This window comes from Trinickia violacea, from assembly GCF_005280735.1.
GTDB lineage: Bacteria > Pseudomonadota > Gammaproteobacteria > Burkholderiales > Burkholderiaceae > Trinickia_A > Trinickia_A violacea.
Window position 1 is genome coordinate 86,844 of the sequence record NZ_CP040079.1, and the last position, 18,507, is coordinate 105,350.

Annotated in this window: 13 protein-coding genes; 10 read left to right on the plus strand and 3 right to left on the minus strand. The window is 61.1% G+C overall.

The window, feature by feature from the left end:
* Window positions 1-58 precede the first annotated feature (58 nt).
* From FAZ95_RS39065 to FAZ95_RS39095, 7 genes are all read left to right on the plus strand, one after another.
* Window positions 59-1,684 carry a coiled-coil domain-containing protein gene (locus FAZ95_RS39065; RefSeq protein ID WP_137337887.1) on the plus strand — a complete coding sequence of 542 codons (1,626 nt, stop codon included), beginning with the start codon at window positions 59-61 and terminating at the stop codon, window positions 1,682-1,684.
* A 3-nt stretch (window positions 1,685-1,687) separates the two neighbouring features.
* A complete protein-coding gene (locus tag FAZ95_RS39070) occupies window positions 1,688-3,286 on the plus strand; it encodes a type IV secretion system DNA-binding domain-containing protein (RefSeq protein WP_137337888.1) in 1,599 nt (532 codons plus the stop codon).
* Window positions 3,279-4,529: a DUF1173 domain-containing protein gene (locus FAZ95_RS39075; protein WP_137337889.1), complete on the plus strand. Its 1,251-nt coding sequence runs from the start codon at window positions 3,279-3,281 to the stop codon at window positions 4,527-4,529. Before FAZ95_RS39070 ends, FAZ95_RS39075 begins: the two co-directional genes overlap by 8 nt.
* Window positions 4,530-4,809: 280 nt before the next feature.
* Window positions 4,810-5,589 carry a RepA family replication protein gene (locus FAZ95_RS39080; protein ID WP_137337890.1) on the plus strand — a complete coding sequence of 260 codons (780 nt, stop codon included), beginning with the start codon at window positions 4,810-4,812 and terminating at the stop codon, window positions 5,587-5,589.
* A 660-nt stretch (window positions 5,590-6,249) separates the two neighbouring features.
* Window positions 6,250-6,552 (plus strand): hypothetical protein, encoded by a 303-nt coding sequence (locus FAZ95_RS39085; RefSeq protein WP_137337891.1) that lies wholly within the window; start codon window positions 6,250-6,252, stop codon window positions 6,550-6,552.
* A 394-nt stretch (window positions 6,553-6,946) separates the two neighbouring features.
* A complete protein-coding gene (locus tag FAZ95_RS39090; RefSeq protein WP_254700420.1) occupies window positions 6,947-7,894 on the plus strand; it encodes a hypothetical protein in 948 nt (315 codons plus the stop codon).
* Window positions 7,895-8,380: 486 nt separating this feature from the next.
* A complete protein-coding gene (locus FAZ95_RS39095) occupies window positions 8,381-9,967 on the plus strand; it encodes an OmpA family protein (protein WP_137337893.1) in 1,587 nt (528 codons plus the stop codon).
* Window positions 9,968-10,155: 188 nt separating this feature from the next.
* Here FAZ95_RS39095 and FAZ95_RS39100 read toward each other — a convergent pair whose 3' ends face one another.
* Window positions 10,156-13,050, minus strand: a complete 2,895-nt coding sequence (locus FAZ95_RS39100; RefSeq protein ID WP_137337894.1) for an AAA family ATPase — start codon at window positions 13,048-13,050, stop codon at window positions 10,156-10,158.
* Between the two features lie 385 nt (window positions 13,051-13,435).
* Between FAZ95_RS39100 and FAZ95_RS39105 the strand changes: the two genes are divergently transcribed.
* On the plus strand, window positions 13,436-13,804 hold the full coding sequence (locus FAZ95_RS39105) for a conjugal transfer protein TraD (protein ID WP_137337895.1): 369 nt from the start codon (window positions 13,436-13,438) through the stop codon (window positions 13,802-13,804).
* Window positions 13,805-13,857: 53 nt separating this feature from the next.
* Window positions 13,858-14,103, plus strand: a complete 246-nt coding sequence (locus FAZ95_RS39110; RefSeq protein WP_137337896.1) for a hypothetical protein — start codon at window positions 13,858-13,860, stop codon at window positions 14,101-14,103.
* A 72-nt stretch (window positions 14,104-14,175) separates the two neighbouring features.
* Here FAZ95_RS39110 and FAZ95_RS39115 read toward each other — a convergent pair whose 3' ends face one another.
* Both FAZ95_RS39115 and FAZ95_RS39120 read right to left on the minus strand, forming a co-directional pair.
* Window positions 14,176-14,823 carry a DNA methyltransferase gene (locus tag FAZ95_RS39115; protein WP_137337897.1) on the minus strand — a complete coding sequence of 216 codons (648 nt, stop codon included), beginning with the start codon at window positions 14,821-14,823 and terminating at the stop codon, window positions 14,176-14,178.
* Between the two features lie 720 nt (window positions 14,824-15,543).
* Window positions 15,544-17,553 carry a ParB/RepB/Spo0J family partition protein gene (locus FAZ95_RS39120; protein ID WP_137337898.1) on the minus strand — a complete coding sequence of 670 codons (2,010 nt, stop codon included), beginning with the start codon at window positions 17,551-17,553 and terminating at the stop codon, window positions 15,544-15,546.
* Window positions 17,554-17,779: 226 nt separating this feature from the next.
* Between FAZ95_RS39120 and FAZ95_RS39125 the strand changes: the two genes are divergently transcribed.
* Entirely contained in the window at window positions 17,780-18,202 is a 423-nt protein-coding gene (locus FAZ95_RS39125) for an antirestriction protein (protein ID WP_137337899.1), read from the plus strand.
* The last annotated feature ends 305 nt before the right edge of the window (window positions 18,203-18,507 follow it).

Genomic DNA, 18,507 nt, shown 5'->3' on the forward strand with positions numbered 1-18,507 from the left:
GACCTTGCCTTGACTGTGCTGTCAACTGATGGAGGTTTCGATGTTTGAAGATACGGTATTGCGCTTTGCCGACAAGGATCGGCAAAACGACCTCGCCGAACGCGAGCAGCAACTGGCCGCGCGACAGGCGAGCCTGCAGGCACGGCAGCAAAACCTCGCGTTCCGGCAGGAGTGGATGATGCGCGATCCGCAGGCCGTGCTTGGCGCGCTCGACGCGGACCGCAAGCTGCGCGAGGAAGAGAAGCGCAGCGACGCACTCGCCAAAGACGTTAAGCAGCGGTTCGGCCTGAAGGATAACGAGCTCATCGACACAGCGGCGATGCGCGGTGCGCTCGAGCGCGCGCTTGCCGAGAAAGACGTCGAGCAGCAGATGCGCGCCGAACGCATCGCGGACCGGGCGTCGTTAATCGATGGCCTGAACCGGCTGTCGATGATCGATGCGGCCAAGACGCGCGAGATCCTCCACGCAAACAGAGAGATCCGGTCGACGCGCGAGTGGACCCGAGAAGAGCTGGCCACAATGTTCGCGAAAGCCCAGGCGTGGAAGGATGACGACGGCAAGACGCGAAACTATCCCAAGACCCTGGACGGCTGGTCGAAGTCCCTGGCCGAACGCGAACGCGCGCTCGAGCTCGCGGAGGTCAAGCTCGATGCGCAAGAGCTGACTCTGCGTGCCGCGGTCGAGCGTAAGGTTGCAGCGCTCGAGGAGCAAAAGCGCCTTCAGGGGGAACAGGCCAGGCAGGCCGAAACGCAAATGCAACCTGAGGTCGCGAAGCAGGCGGAGACGGCAAAGCCAGAGCAGTCCGTCGAGACTGCCGCGGCGAAAGCCGTGTCGACGGAAGCAGCGAGCGCAAGGGCCGTCGAACCGCCGGCGACGAGCAAGATCCGCGACGCGATCGATACCTCACTGGAGACGCTGCGCGATCCGCAGCGCTTCGCTGCGGTGGTCGACGAATACGTGCGCCGCACGGGCGCCAGTGCCGAGGTCGCAAAGAGCACATTCGAGCAACTGCGCGAAGAAAAAGAACGTGTGGCGGCTTCCGTCGAAGACCGGAACCCAATCAATCAAGCGCGCGACGCATTCTTTGCACGCGGGCCAGACGCGCCGTCGAACGTGATCGAACTCAACGCGCCGCAACGTCAGCCTGCAGTGGAAGGCACGTCTGAACCGACGAAGCAGGCGCAACTGGGGGGAGGGAAGACGGAACTGGCCGCGCAGACGCCGGCCGACGGCCAGAGCAGCGCGCAATCCACACCGACCCAATCGCTCGGCCGCAACCGCAGCCGTGACGCGGGTTTAACTGCCGATTTGTTTGCCGACGGAAAGGCAAACGAACAGGCTCCGGCAGACGGTCGCGGCGCCATCGATGGCTTCAAGGTCAAGTCGGGCCGCGCACGTGGGCGTGACGCAAGCGCGGCGTCGGGTGCTCCCGCTGAGAAGACGGCAGATCGTGACGTGGAGCGCGTACCGGCGACGCAGCTTGCCGAGCGCATGGAATCGACGTCACGCCGGCGGTTCTCGGAGCTCAGTCCTGAAGAGAAACAGGAGCGCCGTGCGCAGTTCATGGGCAATGTCCGTGAGCGCGCGGGCTTTTCGCGCGATGGCACGGAGCCGGTCAGCGAACGCGCGAAGGAGGCGATGAACCGGGGAAAGGAGCGCGCCGGCCGCGCTCTGGGAGCGTGACACATGCAGAAACATGAGATTCGCTTGCTGAAGGGCCTGGCCATCATGGTCGGGCTGCTGGCAGGCCTCATGCTCTCGTTCGCCATGGCCGGCTTTCCTCCGCTGCCGTTCCCGGCAGGCTTCGTGCACGGTGCAGCGGCCGCTGCGCACGAGCCCTTGATGCTGTGGGGCATTTTCCCGGGCGCGCTCCTCGCGTGGGGGCTCGCCTGGTTGTGCCAAGAGTATCTGTTCAATGGGTTCGAGGGCTATCGATACGACCGCTTCATTCGCGGTGTGCGGATGGAGAACTGGCACCAGCTCAACAGTCGAATCCAGGCGTACAACCGCAAATACCGCAAGCGGGCGGCCAAGCAGGGCGATGCGCCGCGCCCGCCAGTCGCCGTATGCCGCCTCGAGATGCCGACCGATCTCGAGACGCAGAACCTGCTGGTGTTCGGCACCATCGGTTCTGGCAAGAGCCAGGCTATCAACGGCCTGGTCGCCTCGGCACTTGCACGTGATGACCGCATGGTCGTCGTCGACCCAAACGGCTCGCTGGTGTCGCGCTTCTATCTGCCCGGTGACGTGATCCTCAACCCATACGACCGCCGCTGCGTGGGCTGGTCGCTCTTTAACGAGGCGCGCGACGGGTTTGACTTTGATCGCGTCGCGCAGTCGGCCATCCCACCGCAGATGACGGAAAGCGCCGAGGAGTGGGCGGGTTATGGGCGTATGGTGCTCGCCGACACCATGAAGGAACTCGATCGCGACGATATGCAGGACATGCACACGCTCGTCGACCTGCTGGTGCGCGAGCAGCGGTTGATCCTGCAGAGGTACCTCGAGACAACCGATTCGGTCGGCTTCTTTGCCCAGGACGCGGATAGGGCTACCGCCAGCGTCATCTTCACGTTGAACAAGTACATCCGTCCGCTGCGGCAGATCCCGGAAGGGGACTTTTCCATCCGCAAGTGGATTGCCGACAAGGACGGCGGAAACATCTGGATCACCTGGCGGGAAGACCAGCGCACTGCGCTCGCGCCGCTCATTCCGGTATGGATCGACCTGGTGTTCGCAATGATCCTATCGGAGGCACCCTCCTTCGACCGGCGACTGTGGGTGTTCATGGACGAGCTCGCGTCGCTCGGCCGCCTCTACAGCTTCGAGCCAGCCGTCTCGAAGGGGCGCAAGCACGGCCTGTGCGTGGTGGGAGGCCTGCAGGACCGCGTCCAGCTCGACCAGCAGCTCGGCGAGATGGCGGCCAAGGTTGCGCTCGCGTGCTTCCGAAACTACCTGGTGCTCGGTGGCGCAAATGCGGCGACCACGCGCTACGTTTCCGAGATGCTGGGCCAGCACGAGGTCGAGCGGCATCCGCTGGGTGTGCAGGGCAATTGGAAGATCAACCACCGCGAGCGGAGGCACGAGTCGGAAGCGATCGTGATGCCGACCGAAATCGCCAACCTGCGCAATCTGCAGGGGTATCTCAAGTATGGCCAGGACTGGCCGCTCTCAAAACTCCGTTTCAAGGTCCGCGATTATCCCGTGCGGCACGCGCCATTTATCGGCGCGGTGGACACCGCACGGCAGCCGTTCTGGCCAACAAGAGGAGGCGCACGTGTCTGAATTCCGCTTTGATGATGTGATCGTCGCGCACGATGCCGGCGATCTGCAGGACTATCTGCGCGGCGCGCACCACGGCCCGAATCGGCCCCTGTGCCTTTGCGTGCCACAGGGCGTGCCGATGTATGTGGCGCGCCTCGCCGACCGGTATCTGATCAAGCGCATGCCCGACACCGGGCACCAGCACTCACCTGACTGTGCGTCCTATGAGCCCCCTGCTGAGCTGTCCGGGTTGGGAGAAGTCAAAGGTGAGGCAATACGGGAGAACGTCGAAGACGGCACCACCACGTTACGGTTGGATTTCAGCCTGTCGAAGACGGGCGGCAAGGCGCCGCCCGAGACACAGCAATCAAAATCGCCCGACACGGTCCGCAGTGACGGCGCAAAGCTCACGTTGCGCGGCACGCTGCACTACCTGTGGGAGGAAGCGGGCCTGAACCGTTGGGTGCCCGCGATGGCGGGCAAGCGTAGCTGGGCTGTGGTGCGCCGCGCGCTAACGAACGCCGCGCACGGCAAGGTGACGAAGAACACATCGCTAGCCGACCTGCTGTACGTACCAGAGCCATTCACGCTCGATGAGGCGAGCGCGCTTACGCAGCGTCGCATTGCCCGCCTCGGGCATCTCACAGTGCAGTCGCGCGTGCGCAAGCTGATGATGGTCGTGGCTGAAGCGAAGGAAATCACGACTTCGCGCTACGGCTTCAAGCTCGTCGCCAAGCACCTGTCGGATTTCCCGTTCATGCTCAATGAGGAGCTGCACACGAAGCTGCAAAAGGCTTTCGTGCGCGAGCTCGCATTGTGGGACAGCATCGAGGACAGCCACTTGGTGTTTCTGGCGACCTTCGGTCTGTCCGCGGCGGGCGTCGCGAATATCGAGGCGATGACAGTGATGGTCACGACGCGCAACTGGATCCCATTCGAGCACACGCTCGACAAGGCGCTGATCGACGACCTGACGAATGGCGACCGACGCTTCGTAAAGGGCCTTCGCTACAACCTGTCCAGCAAAAAGCCGCTCGCTTGCGCCGTGCTCTCGGACGTGCGGCCACAGCCAGTCGCGCTGTACGTCTTGCCGCCCGACACTGAGCCGGAGTACGACGCAGCGCTGCAGCAACTCGTCAACGAGAGCGCGATGACGTCCTGGGTCTGGCGTACGACAGACACGATGCCCGCGTTGCCTCCGACGTCGTCGGTCTCGAGCGCGGGCCGCACGCTGCCGGCGCCGGTGGAGACCTCCGCATGGTAGGCAAAAAAAAGCCCTCGCGCGAGAAACGGCGAGGGCGGTGATGAAAGGCCTTGAATAGCACCTGCCAGTGCCAACAGACCGGGAATCGAAGATTTCTTTATAGCTTCGTTTTCCTAAGCTGTCAATAACTCCTACAAAACGGAATCGAAATGAACGACAACCACAAAAATCTCGCGCCGCAAGACGGCATACCCTCTCAGGCCCACGATCCGCGCTCGACGGTCTGAGGCCGCGCTTGACTCTGGATCCGTTCGGCCACGGCAACGGGCACGCGGCGTCGATGCACGCACGCGAGGCGGGCCCGCGCATGTCCTCGGCCGGACCGGCGCCGTCGCGATCTAGTGCGGGCCCGGCTGGGTTGCCGCGTGTTGACGGTTTTGCGACATGGCTGGACACATTCGCCGAGCTGATCAAGTCGAGCGGCAGCGGCAAGCGGCTGCCGCTCATTCTCCAGGACCTGGCCGACCGCGTGCTCGGCTTTTACGAGCGACCGACCGAACTCTTCCGCACACTCGCGCAGATCAATAGCAATCGACAGATGCGCAGTGAACGGCGTTGCGCCGTGCTTGCGGTCATGCTTTGCCTCATCCATCACCTCGACGTCGTCACCTTAAAGGTCGGCATTCCGACAGCAAACGGCTTCGTTTATCACCTGACGATGAAGCGAATCGCCGATCGCACAGGCCTCACGCTCCGTCGCGTCTACCGGGCCATGTCCGACCTGCGGCGTGCGGGCCTGGTCACGGTCACCCGCCAGTTCCGACGGCGCGAAAATGGTTCGACGCTGAACTTGCCGGCCGTGCGCACCGTCTCGCGTTTGTTTTTCGATGTGCTCGGCCTGGGTGAAGCATATGATCGCGAGCGTCGTCGCTCGCACCAGCGCCAGCAGCAGAAGCATGCCGAATATCATAAGCAGGCGCGGCCGACCCGGCGTGACCAAGCGCGCTGGAAGCTCGAGCTCGCGCGCACGCTGGCGGGTGTCTCGGCGCGTAGCGCAGGGCAGCACGACAAGACGTCGGCGGACCCGCCCGACGCAGCAGGGTTCACGCCTCGCGAATAGCGCGGCTACCAAAGTCCCCACGTTTTGCGAGCTTCGCCTGAATGCGCAACGTTCGCGCTTGTCCGTATTTGTCTCGATTCCCTAAAAAGACCCGCGCTCACCGCTTGGCTGACGTACTCCGCGTATTTCAGCGGTCGATGACCATCGAAGGCGACCTTCAGCGACGAAATTGCGGCTTAAAAGCCATTATCTCGTTATCCTTATTTGTCATGTGACCCGCGGCTTATCTGTCAGGCTTTCTTTCAGCGTCTTTTTCAAGAAGACTAGCCCTGTGGATAAGTCGGAGAGTTGGAACTCCAGCCCCCTGCGCCTGCGGCGCCGGGGGAGTCATCGCGCCCCTTGGGCGCTGGACGTCCCCGGTCGTGGGGCACGCAGGCCTACTGCGGCGGGCACTAAGCGGCTACGGCGGCCTTCGGCCACCGCACCCGCGAGTGCGCGATAAAAGATTTTCGGGCGCGTCAAAGCCGCACCCGAAAATCAACGCGCGCTTGTGAGCGCCTTCGCCGTCACGCGTCAACGAAGCACCAACGCCGAATGGTCTGCAGGATGACGCCTATAGGAGCAGGATCTTAGCCCACCACAACTTGACAAATGTTCACTTTCAGACCGTGGGTGCGGCGTAACGTAAGTCGCAGGTTGGTGAAGTGAAGAGAGGATGGAATGTTGGAACCTAAGCGGTTCTATCGCTATCGCGGCTTCGAGATTGGTCTCCAGGCGCAACGGCTTACGAAATCCGCTCACCATCTGCAACCCTACGATGCCGTGGGTTACCGGTGCATGGTACGCATTCGAAAACTTGACTCTGTGCTGCGGCTGGATTCGTTTTCGCTCGACGCTGGCGGCAAGCCGTTTGACAACGAATTCGAGGCGATCCTTCACGGATGCGCCGCGGCTGAACGGCGCATCAACGTCCATCTGGCGATGGTTGCTCGCGAGCCGCATTTGGCCGACGTGCTTTGCTGAATCCGCGTGAAATTACCACAAAAGCAGCTGTCAGAAGGTGTTGGTGAGTAGAGGTGCCATCAGCACTATGAGGTTCGCGTGCTGCGCCGTGACATTCGTTGACAGTCTCTATTCTGCCCTTCAAAGAAAATTCCTCATATCAAGGTCTATATCCAAGCAACATGAGGATGTCTATGTACCGCCTGGTGCTCCGACTCGCTGCGCGATGCTCGTTAACAACGTGTTCGCAGGCACGCCAATCGGCAAGCTCGCCGGGTTCAGCACGTGTCCCGCTGGGCTTTCAGATGACCGTGCAGTTCTGAATTTCATGGAACACGACGCCCCCATCAGACGGAAGCGACTGTCAGCGGACGAGGCATTCAAGCGTCTCGCTGATGAGGCGGCCGGACGAGGCATGACGCTGCTCTCGCCGCATTGGCAAGGGTCGCGCCACGAGTATTTGTTCCGTTGTATGCACGGTCACGAGTTCGGCCGCAAAGCAACGATCATGCTGCGCGGCACGGCCACCTGTCTGGAATGCGTGCGGGACGGAGTTCAGCGACGTTTCCTCAGTACGATCGAGCAACAGGGCTTTGTCAATCTGGAGCCGGAGTTTTTGGGGCTCACGGTTCGGCATCGCCTTACTTGCAGGCTGGGGCACGAGTGGGCAACCGAGGCCCGGAAAATCGTTGAGGGCACCGGCTGCCCGACATGCGTTGCGCTGCAGTCGTCGATGCGGCAGGGCTTTCCGGATGGGCTCGAACGTCTGTATGCAGTGGCGGCAGCACAAGGCGGGAAATGCCTGGCAGATACGTATCAGGGGATGAAGGCGCGCTACCTGTGGGAGTGCGCCAACCGGCATCGATGGCGAGCCACCGGAGGCAAGGTGACAAACGGGGGCTGGTGTCGCATGTGCTTTGCCCGACGCAACGGCGACGCGAGTCGCTGCCCCGACGGGCTTGCACGCCTGAAGGCTGTAGCTGCCGCGCACGATGGACAGTGTTTGGACGACGTCTATATAGGTCGTGCCTCGAAGTACCGGTTCCGCTGCGCAAACGGACACGAATGGACGACCTACGGCCACCTTGTACTTGCCGGCACATGGTGCAGGCTCTGTGCGAATCGGCGGCGTATGCCCACGATCGAGCGGATGCAACAGATCGCGCAGGGGCGGGGCGGCCGGTGCCTAAGCGAAGAATACCTTGGTAACAAGATCAAGCTAACTTGGGAATGCAGTCGTGGACACGTCTGGCGGTCGGCGCCGAATACGGTCGCCAATTGCGGCGCGTGGTGTCCAAGCTGCGCAAGGCTGCGCCTCACTTTCGACCCGTTAAAGCGAAAGCGCTACGATGTTGATGGATAGGCGCGGCATCAATACCATTTAGGCGCCGGGAGCTGATGACGTAGAGCGTTGGCCACCAGGTATATGGGTTTCGACGTTGGCCGCCAACTCGGATGCATCCCATCGTTAGTCGGCAGTCGAATAACGGCAGCTTCAACACCGGTTTGTCTGCGCGCCTGCTCCAGCAGTTGATCGATCATGAAGCCCTCTCGAAGGAAACTGCTCGCGCGCGCCAGGCTAGCGAGTATCTTGAGGGGTGTTAACACGTCCTCCTGCCGAGGGACCCGGCAGGTCCGGTTTCTTCGGATCGGGCACTTCAGTGCGGAACCGACATAGCCGGTGATAGCCGGGATTTGATTGGCGGCGCAACCGGCGCGCCCGTGTGAGCGGGAATGATCTGATCGACCCGTTTCCTGCCCTTCGGAGCCGAACAGCACATCCGATAGAATGACTTCACAAGTCAGATGGTCGTCAACAAAAGCATGACAAGATCGTTTAAAAAAAAGCATGAGCCCAACGACTGATAAAGAAAATGCAACCCCCAATCCGTCGTCGTCAACTGAGCCCGTTCCCTCATCTCCGAATGAACCTGCAGACCGGATCGAATCGCATGGCAAGCGGATAGAGAACTTAAACAACTTGGCATCGCTTGCATATAAGGTGGCCATTACCGCCGGCACCACAGTCACGTTTTGCTACCTGTTCAGGATCGGTTTCTTTCCAACTGGATTGACCCCGGGTGAGGTCGTGTTCTTCGTGTTTGTGGCGCTCGCGTTTGGCTTTCTGTATGTCGCATTTCTGCTTTACGGTACCTTAGCATGGGTATGGATTGTTCAAACGCTCGGTTGGGCCTTCAGGCAGTGTCGCTTCCGCGACCACATTCCAGCTTCGAAGTGGCCGAATTTGCGTTCACGCGTAAAGGACCAGAAGCGCAGTGGGGAGCCAAAGCGTAGATGCTGGATCTACGCGCCAGTTCGCGCCTTTCGCAAACGAGCGACCCGTTTTGCTAACAGCAAGAACACAAACTTGCGTGCGTTTCGCGGCGCATGGTTCTTCTGCGCATCGGCAATCGTTTTCGCCGTAACGCTCCTAACCATTCTTTCACTTCCATCGACAGCCGGGGCCAGGCAGGCGATACAGCTTGCCTACACCTTTTTGCTAGCCGGATTTATTTGCCTAATATTGGTCAGCGCGCCGTCAGACTCGTTCAACGCAACTGCCCAAAGTGGCATGCCACCGCAGTCACCGATGTTGCTTCGTTGGATCCTGGTGCTTACCGTTCCGCTGGTCGTCGTAGTGGCCCTGGGCTGGCCCATGCCGCTCGTCTACATGGTCTTCGAACGATTGGGAATCCGGATTCTGAACGTCAGTATCGAGGTTCCAGAATCTGAACTCGGAGCACTCGTTAGGGTCGCGGACGTCATCGGCCGACCGCTCGTGGATTGTCATAGGACTACCGATGCGCGATTGATTGTGCACGGTGCCGATGTATTGTGGACCGGTATCGGCACTACATCGCTGGTCTCATTTTCAGTTTTCGCACCGTTGAACGGCGGCCTACTCGGTCCCGATCCGCAGGTGCTTAAACAGGCTTTGCTGCGATTCGATACCAGTTCGCTTCGCATCATCAAGACCCGCCCACCGCTGAACCCCTGTTTTGATCTCCCAAATGATATGCTGTTCGAGACAGGGGAATACGAGTTGACGCCAGCCGCCAAGGGGCAGCTCCAGACTGTTGCGACTGCCATTCTAGCTGCTGGCAACCCTGAGCGGATTGTAGTTCGTGGCCATAGTGACTCCAGGAAAATTACCGGTCAGGCGACAGGGAATATCGGGGATAATCAACGGCTCTCTGAACTTCGAGCGAATGCGGTTGCTGAGGCGCTAAAGCAATTGATCAAGATTCCTAAGTTAACAGTCATATCTGAAGGTGCCGGTAGTCGTGAACCCAAGGCAAAGTGTCCTACCGATTCTGCGGGAACTCGATACGAGATCGAACAGTGCAATGCACCCAACCGTCGGGTAGAGGTCAAAGTCACGTATTCGGTTGAGTCTCAGACGACTAAAGGGCAGGCAGGCTCAATCGTTAAGTAACACATGCATGTGAATCCTGACTGCGGAAGCGGCAGATGGATAATCCGGCTGGAACTTTGTATTGCGGGCCTTAATGCTCACGTTGCTACTGGACCGAACAACGTGAGAATGGATACTTGTTGCAGCGGGAATTACCGCCTACGCGACCGAGTCATATTAGATCGCCGGGGACGTCGGTCCCATGCTTGTCAATCGTTACCAAGACCTCGGCCGCCACGGCTTCTGTCAAGGCGATGCGCTTTCCCGCTTTCAGGCAGTGGAACGCCCGCGCGCTCGAAGCGTTGTCTTCGATGCTGCTCACGGCGTTCAAGCTTTTCACTGGGGCTGAGCGTGCGGAAATCAGTCTGTGGAGCGTCGCGGCCTGGCCGCTCGAACACGCGCGGATCAATCGCGCGGCCTTTCGTGCGGGCTTCATCGACTTCCGCAATCAACATGTGCGCGCGCTCCGGACCGCTGAGCTGCACCAGTGCCTTCCATGCGCGGTCGTCACGCAGACGTTCCCGCATCGCGTCGCGAAGTTCACGACCAATGCCCGTATCGAGCCGATTGAGTTCCCGCCGGCGCCGCTGCAGCATAGCCTTGTCGCCAGCCAGATGAACGATCTGCGGCGACTGCCCAACGTCGCGACCGGTCGTTGTCTTCATGCGTTCGCGGTCTTCGGGATACTGCTTCACGACCCGCCGTGATTCGCGATCCTTGATCCATGCGTCGACGTACTGGGTGACCGCCTGGGTAAGCGACCTTTCTTTTGGCTGTGGCCGTGGCGCATTCGAGAATTGCGTCGCGCGACGCACCGCGATCGTATGCCGCGCGCCATGTTCTTTCTCCCGGTCACGTGCCACATGCTCGCCGCTGAAACTCTTGTTTTCGCCGCGCGAGAGGCCTCGCACCAGTGCGTCTTGGTCCGCAAAATCGTCGCGGCCGCCAGCGACAAGCAGCGCTTGTTTGTGGCGAGTCATCGCGACGTAGGCGAGCTCGGCTGGCATCCCAGGCGTGGCCAGCACGTAAGCGCGATTGACGGTTACCCCCTGACTCTTGTGGACCGTGAGCGCGTAACCGTAGTCGAGATATGGATACTGCGCCGTATCGACGCGCAACTGCCGCCCGTCGTTCAGGCGCACATGCAGCACGGCACCAGGATGCGTCGCTCCCGCTGCCGGCAGACCGATCTGCTCGACCGTGGCCAGCGTGCCGTTTTTCACGCCCATCACATAGTCGTTCTGCCCGAACATGATGCGCTCGCCCCGCGCGACGGCAATGCGCCGTTCGCCCGCCTGCACCCAATGATCGTCGGCACCAAGCTCGCCGCTCGCGCGCAGAAACCGTCTGGCTTGCTCATTGAGTGCCTGTCGGGCGGCATTCGTGTGCGCGAGCAGGATCTGCTTGTCGTCCGGGCGAACCAGGTGATCGACGTGCCATTGCGCGAGCAGCCACTCCTGCGCCTGGCTGCGGTTGGCGTGCAGGTGGATGCGCTCATGGGCCGCGTAGGCCTCCACGGCTTCGCGAATCCTGTGTTGCGCGAGAGCCGCCGAGGCGTCGCGCTGCCACGCCTCGGCCTGGCGCACGATCTCGGTCAAACTGGCGAGCTGACCGGCCGCCGCGGCCTCGCGTGAGACCGCACGGAATGCGTCGCCGGCGTCGACCGCGTGCAGTTGCCAAGCGTCGCCGACAAGCCGGACGCGCGCTCCCGCGGACTGAGCAAAGTCGAGCAGTTTCTCGAGCTGACGCGAGCCGACCATCCCGGCTTCGTCGACAAAAACCACCGTGCGGCTATCGAGTTGAACGGCGCCCTTTTCGAGAGCGCTGATCAAGCTGTGCAACGTGCGACTGTGGATGCCGGCGTCGCGTTCCATGTCGTCAGCCGTCTTGCCTTGCAGCGCGGCGCCGATCACCCGCACGCCGTCGGCTTCGAACGCTTCGCGTGCAGCGGCCAGCACATAGCTTTTGCCGGTGCCGGCCGCACCGTTCACGGTCACGAGCTGGGCGTCGCTCGTCAACGCGACAAATGCCTGATCCTGTCCGTCGTTAAAGTCGCGGCTGGCGCGCAGCTTTTCCCGAATAGCACGCCCGCCCGCCGGTCCAGCGGAACCGTGGCTCATGACTCGAGCCCGCTCGACGAGCCGACCTTCGATCGCCCGCAGTTCGGCCGACGTGAACCACTCGCCCTCGCGCGACAGGTCCTTGAGCGCGAGCATCTCCTTCGAGTTCATGACCCGCGCGTACACCTGCCGGAACTGCTCCTCGCCGTCGGTGTTGCGAAACACGAATTGCTCGACGTCGCGCCGCGAAAACACCGACTGCGTCGCGGTCAGCGCATGCACGGCGATCGCCGGATTGATGAGAAGGCGCTCGCCATTGCGATAGGCTCGAGCGCGGTTTTCGGAGAGCACTTCGGCCATCGCGACCCGCTCGGCCGCATACGTCGCAATGCCCACTTTGCGAGAGGGCTCGAGATCGATGCCCTGTGCCATATAGCTGCGATGATCAATCCGCGCCTCGATGCCGTGACGCGACATAAAGTGATTCGCCGTGATCGCCCATTCCTCTCTGATCTCGCGGACGAACTTCGGGTGTCGGAAGTAAGGATCCTTCTCTGCGCCGCCTTTCTCTGGATGCTCCCGGTTGTAGCGCTTGAAGAACTGCTTCGGGTCGCGGGCGATCCCGTCATTCTGGCGCTCGGTGAACATGAGGTGCACGTGCGGCTGCTCAAGCCCGTCGCTCGCCGGCGGGTTGTGGATCGCCCACGTATAGGCGTGCCGGTCGCCCAGCACGTTTTGAACGAACTCTCGCACGAGCTCGACACGCTGCGCATCGTTGAGCTCACGCGGCAGCGACACCTCGAGCTCGACATAGGTCTTGCGATTGGCCCCCTCGTACTGGTCAGCGGCGTCCCAGAACACAGTCGGATCATGGCGCGCCCACTCTGGCATGTTGCCGCTTTCGGTCAGCGAAAGGTCATCGCGCTCCTCGAACTGCCCCTCCCGTGCGATGTAGGCGTAATGCCCTTCACGGCCGACATAGCGACTGTGCTCGCCAGCTTGGCCCTTCTTGCCATACTTCACGGAGAGGTGATACGTGGCCACGGTGCGCGGTTTATTGGTGTCGGTCGCTTTTTAGTTCGGTATCCATGCTAGCATGGATACCGTGAAGCGCGCGTTCTTTTAAAAAGAACGATCCTGCCAAGCAAGCGTTTTCGCCCATGCTAGCGTTTTTGGTTTTTTGTAGTTCGGAATTGGCTTGGCAAGAGGGGGATACCGACGCGGCCGTTGCCGGTTCTAAGGGCGCTGGTCGAGTTTCTTCTTCGACATACGATCCGTACCAGGGATGATCTCGATTCGCCTTTTTCGGTGACGTACCGTCACCCGCGATAGCTGAAAAATTGGGAGACCGACAGTGGAAAAGAATGACTGGCTCGCTAACCGGATTGCGTTCATCCAAGGATTGAAGACGCCGACCGAAGCGCAAAAAATGCTGCTCGAACTCGCGACCATCGAGCAGCCGACCAAGCAGGAGATCAAGCAGCTCGACGCGCTCGTGCGGTTGGAAAAAGTGAACCAGAAAGCCGAGGAAGCCAAAGCCGAGGTTGCGCGTATGATGGCCGAGCGCCGCGATCAAGTACGCAAGGCACGCACGCGCGAATTGATCGAATTGGGCGGCATCGTCTCGATGGCCAATTTCCCCGTGGATCGTGGTGTATTGACCGGTGCGCTGTTATGGGTGCTTGACGAAATGAAGTCCGACGCGAGCGTCGAGGCCCAGCTCAAGAAGCGCGGCGACACCTTTATCGCCCAGCGCGAGAAAGAGCGGCAATTGGCTACGGCGGGCGAACCCGCGTAAATTCGGAGGCAGCAAAAATGCAGCTTGACCAACAAAGGCAGACGAAACTTGGCGTGGCGAAAACCACCGTGCCGATGCCGGATCGCGGCGAGTTCAAGATGCTCGAAGCACTCGTGTCGGAAGCGGTGCAGGGCGCGCTTGTATCTGGTTTTTGCGTCGAGCACTTCCACGGCTGGGAGATCGTAGTCACGGTGTCCGGCGCGTTCGAAGCGGCGCGGGCAACGATGACAATCCGCCATCACGGCGTGCTGTGGCAGACCGCGAGCTGGGCGCTTGAAGCGCCACTCGTCTCGCACTGAGAGCGCGTCGGGACACTCTGGCTTGGACGCGGAATGACGGGCCGGGTGGCAACCCGGGCCCGAAAGCTTTCATCAATCGAGATGCGTAACCGGGGCATCGTGGCTCAGACGCGCATACGCCGCCGAGTACCACGCGGGATCCAGCTCGATACCAATATATCGACGGTCAAGCTGGTCGGCGGCTACGCACGTCGAACCGGAACCGGCAAACGGATCGAGCACGATCTGATGCGGCTGCGTGAAAGTTTCAATCAGCGGCATCAGGCAGTCCACCGACTTTTCGGTCGGATGATGCCGGTTACCGCTGTACGTCCATCGCACCACATCCGGCAGAGGTTGTTCCGGCAGACGCGGCGAGCCCTTCGCTAACAGGTAGGCCGATTCGTGCTGGTATTTGACGAAGCGCGCTTTCGACGCGTACGACTTTGCGAACACCAGGTGGCCGACAACGCGAAAACCCGCACGCTTCCAGGCGTCAAAGAAAAGGTCAACACGGTTCCAGCCGTAGAAGCTCACGCACAACGCGTCGTCACGCAACACGCGGTAGATTTCCGCGAACGCCGGCACCAGCCAATCCGCGTTCGCATCGTTGGCAATGCTGCGACCGCTGCGGTCGCGATAGTTAACGAGATACGGCGGGTCGGTCAGCACGAAGTCGACGATGTCATCGGGAATCTGCGGAAGAATGTCAAGGCAGTCGCCATTAAAGAGATAGGACATAGGTGCTCCATCAGGTTTGGATTGATGGGCAGCACGCGAGCGATTGAGGCACCGCGTTGTTGCTACCCGGCGCTGGCGAGCGCCGGGCGGGTTTCGGAGGTCAAGGGACCGTGGAATAAATGACGGGCCTCCCGGTGAGGGAGAGCCAGTCGTTTATGCCGCGAAAGCCCTTGAAGGTTCGACCCGGCGCGCGACACTTGCTGCGCACGCGTGGGCGAACCGGCCACCGGAACACGCCCGGCGATCGTTAGCGACGGGTAGCAACAACCGCGTTAGAACGATGGCGCCTTGAAAAGGTGGTGGTGAAAAGAACGACGCGGCTCGAGGAAAGGGCGGTATTGCGCCGCTGTTGTTCAAGAGAGAGGGCCGCATGCGGCCCTCTCGATCTGGATACCACCACGTGACAATTGTTAGCAATCACGCTTCTCAAAGGAAGCTATCGTAGATAAGCAACCTCCTCCTCCGGTGGTTGTGTGATTGCGGTGTTTTCTCTTATGCCGCCGGATCGAATCCGGCGGTTTTTTTATGGAAGCGCTGCGCACCTCGCGTCAGTGAGACGCTAAAACGGACATTCTGATCGACGCGCTACACCGCGACGACTTCACCGAGAAGACGCGGTGGCTCTGCGACGCTCACAAACACGGACGCGCACAGAGAGCCGAAAGCCGCCCGGGCTTTTACCCGGACGGCTGCGGCACAAACCGCAAAGTCCGCAAAGGATTACGCGGGTTCTTCGGTTTCGTCGTCCTCGTCTTCGACGTTATTCCACGTCTGAGGCTGCTCACGGTTGGTCAACACCTCGGGCAACCAGCGGGACCCGGCAAGCAAGCGCTCAGCCGTTTCCGCCGCCGCGTCCTTTTTCAGTTTCTCCAGCGGCGCGGCGGCTTCCGGCGATACGGCTGCGGACACCACTTCGACAATCCGCGATTTCGACACGTGGTTCAGATAGCTTGCACGTGTCGGGTTCCAGTACTGCGTCATGTCGAGGCCCAGCACGTCCGCCACCGTGTTGACCGCATGCGGCGTGTCGGTAATGCTCACGCCGTCCACCAGGGACGCGACGCAAAACGCGAACAGGTTGCTCACGATATCGTCGCCTGCCTCCAGCAGCCAGGCCAGCAACTGCCCCTCCCGCGCAGGCAACATCGCCGCCCATTTCGCCCGCTCGGCGCTGATTTCAAGCCATGCGGGGCTGGCCGCCATGTCGTCCACCTTCGCGAGCTTGTCATGCGAGCAGGTCGCGTTGAGGATCAGAGCGTGTTGCTGGCTGTAGAGGTACAGGTCACGAAACACGAGCGGGACAATGCGCGCGAGCAGCAGCGCCACGGCCACGTGAGGATTGCGCGCGAGTTCAACCTGCACGGCGGCGGTGCGGTGGGCCGTGAGGCGCGCACACAGGTCCTTGCCGTGCAGCGGCTTCTCCGGGTGCCCGCCTGCGATTTCATCGGCACCGGGTATCCGGTCGCGCTTCATTGCGGCGCGGTCCTCGCGCCGGACAAGTCCGCGCTCGATCAGCAATTGCCCGCCGTGGCCAACCATGATGAACGCACCCGCGTGCGCCTTCTGTTCGTCGCTCCACGACAGCAGCCGCGCCTCGAAATCTTCGACGGCTTGCTCCGCGTGGGCGGCAGACTCTTCGAGTTGATCGCGACGCGTGTCGTCCTCGGGCTCATCGCCGTCGTAGTAAGCATTAAGCGCGTGGTCGGCCTCTTCCTGCGCTTTTTTCAGCCTCCGGTGTTCGGTTTTTTCCTTCTTCGTGAATTCTCGGCGCTCGGGGAAGAGGCGACCATAGCGCGCTATTTCGTCGTAATCGCGCTTCGTGCGTGTTTCGACCCATGCCCATCCCTCCGCGCTCACCTCCCGGGCGATGCCCGTCAGGCGCTCGGCAACGAGTCGGTACAGTAGTTCGGTATCGGCCACATAGCCCGCGTTCTGCGCATCGCTAAACAGGTCCCGGCGCACCTCACCGCCCGCCATCTCGTAGGCGTCGAGCGTCACGAACGCGACGAGCGGGCTGGCCTTCGCGTCGATCTCGGTTTGCGTGATCGCCTCGCGCAGATTCGACGGGTTGCGCATAAAGGGCTGTGGCGCGTCGAACCAGAGCCGCTCCTGCACGGCGTGATCGTCGGTCAGCGACAGCGCAGCGACCTGTTCATAGGTCATGCCGTCCTCGCGATACACGGCAAGCAGTTTCGGTGACACGCTCGCCAGCTTAAGGGCACGACGCACGGCCAGCGGCGCGATGGCAAAGAGCACGGCAATCGCCTCGACGCTGCGCCCTTCCTCGGAAAGGAGCCGGAATGCGACGCTCGCGTCGGCCGGATGCATCGGCTCGCGCTGTTGGTTCTCGATCAGCGACACGGCGACGGCCTCGGCATCACTGACGATCTTGACCGGCACGGCGTAATCCGCGTCGATGCGGCCCTGCTCGCGAAGCATTTCGAGCGCGCGCAAGCGCCGCTGACCGGCACATACGCCGAGCTCCGGCGTTTTGCCGCGCTTGTCCTTCATGGGATGCACGACGAGGTTTTGCATGAGGCCAGCAGCGGCGATGTTCTCGGCCAGCCCTTCGATACCGGTCGGGGCCTTCGTACGTACGTTGTGAGGAGACAGGCACAGCCGCGACAGCGGAACGTATTCGATCGGCGCGTTACCGCCGAGGGTAATTTCCGGCAAAGCGCTGTCAGCGAATTGGGTATCGGATTGTGCGTGAATGACTTGGGTTTTCATCGGATCGTCTCCGGTAAGGGCCATCGCGAAATGCGAGGCATGACGACATTATAATCGGTCTTTTGGACCTAATGATGTTTAATTTAAATAGACCGCCGAAAATATTTTTATCGAAACTCAAGCGCGGTATACAAAATCAATCGTCCGCTCTCTCTATTTAAGGTCTTAAAGCCCTATAATAACGCTATGCCTCGCATTTCGCGATGGCCCTTACCGGAGAACTCCGATGAATGAAGTCAATGCAGTCGCAGTCGCAGTAACGTCCTCAGTGGTTCCTGACCGGCAGCGCGAAGGTTTTTTCCCGCGTCATCTGGGCCGATACTTCCTGCAGGGCGAGGGCATGATGTTTGACTGGGCTCGTCGCCTGTCGGTGGACTATAACGGGGGTTCGTGGACGTTCTTCGATCTATCGAACGGTGGATTCTTTGCGGCCCCTGATCATCACGGCAATTTTCATGTCGAGTGGAATCTGAACAGCTTTATTGGTGACCTGCCAGCCGAATCATTTGGTATTGTCGTCACGCTGTTTGCGCTCTGTCATCTTGCCGAACTAACAAGCGACGATGCTATTATCGAGCGTTTTCATTTACTGCGGGAATTTGCCTTGACGCATAAAGATGCGGCCCAGATATTCCGGGCAATTGATTAACTGAATACGGAGACTCCCGGTCGCCAAGCCGGGAGAACCCCCTTCCTGCAAGCTAAGGGGAGCAAGGCGGGCCACTGCCATGTCGCGCGCGCCGTCGCGCCCGGAGCGAGCCGCACGGGGACCCGCGCCGCGAGGCGTGGGGAGAGCGGCGACCCGGAGCGAAGCGCAGGGACGCGACGGCTGAGCCTTCGCAAACCACGGATGGGGTCGTCCAGCAGCCGTAGGCTGCGGTGTCTCCCCCGCGGCGTAAGCCGTGGGGGCTGGCTAGCATGGCACCCCCCCGCATTGAACAAAGAGGATTGGAA

What these genes read in the sequence shown, in the direction of transcription:
- FAZ95_RS39070 (WP_137337888.1), top strand. Translation starts at nt 1,688, where the DNA reads ATGCAGAAACATGAGATTCGCTTGCTGAAGGGCCTGGCCATCATGGTC.
- FAZ95_RS39080 (WP_137337890.1), top strand. Translation starts at nt 4,810, where the DNA reads ATGCACGCACGCGAGGCGGGCCCGCGCATGTCCTCGGCCGGACCGGCG.
- FAZ95_RS39085 (WP_137337891.1), top strand. Translation starts at nt 6,250, where the DNA reads ATGTTGGAACCTAAGCGGTTCTATCGCTATCGCGGCTTCGAGATTGGT.
- FAZ95_RS39090 (WP_254700420.1), top strand. Translation starts at nt 6,947, where the DNA reads ATGACGCTGCTCTCGCCGCATTGGCAAGGGTCGCGCCACGAGTATTTG.
- FAZ95_RS39095 (WP_137337893.1), top strand. Translation starts at nt 8,381, where the DNA reads ATGAGCCCAACGACTGATAAAGAAAATGCAACCCCCAATCCGTCGTCG.
- FAZ95_RS39105 (WP_137337895.1), top strand. Translation starts at nt 13,436, where the DNA reads ATGCTGCTCGAACTCGCGACCATCGAGCAGCCGACCAAGCAGGAGATC.
- FAZ95_RS39115 (WP_137337897.1), bottom strand. Translation starts at nt 14,823, where the DNA reads ATGTCCTATCTCTTTAATGGCGACTGCCTTGACATTCTTCCGCAGATT.
- FAZ95_RS39120 (WP_137337898.1), bottom strand. Translation starts at nt 17,553, where the DNA reads ATGAAAACCCAAGTCATTCACGCACAATCCGATACCCAATTCGCTGAC.
- FAZ95_RS39125 (WP_137337899.1), top strand. Translation starts at nt 17,780, where the DNA reads ATGAATGAAGTCAATGCAGTCGCAGTCGCAGTAACGTCCTCAGTGGTT.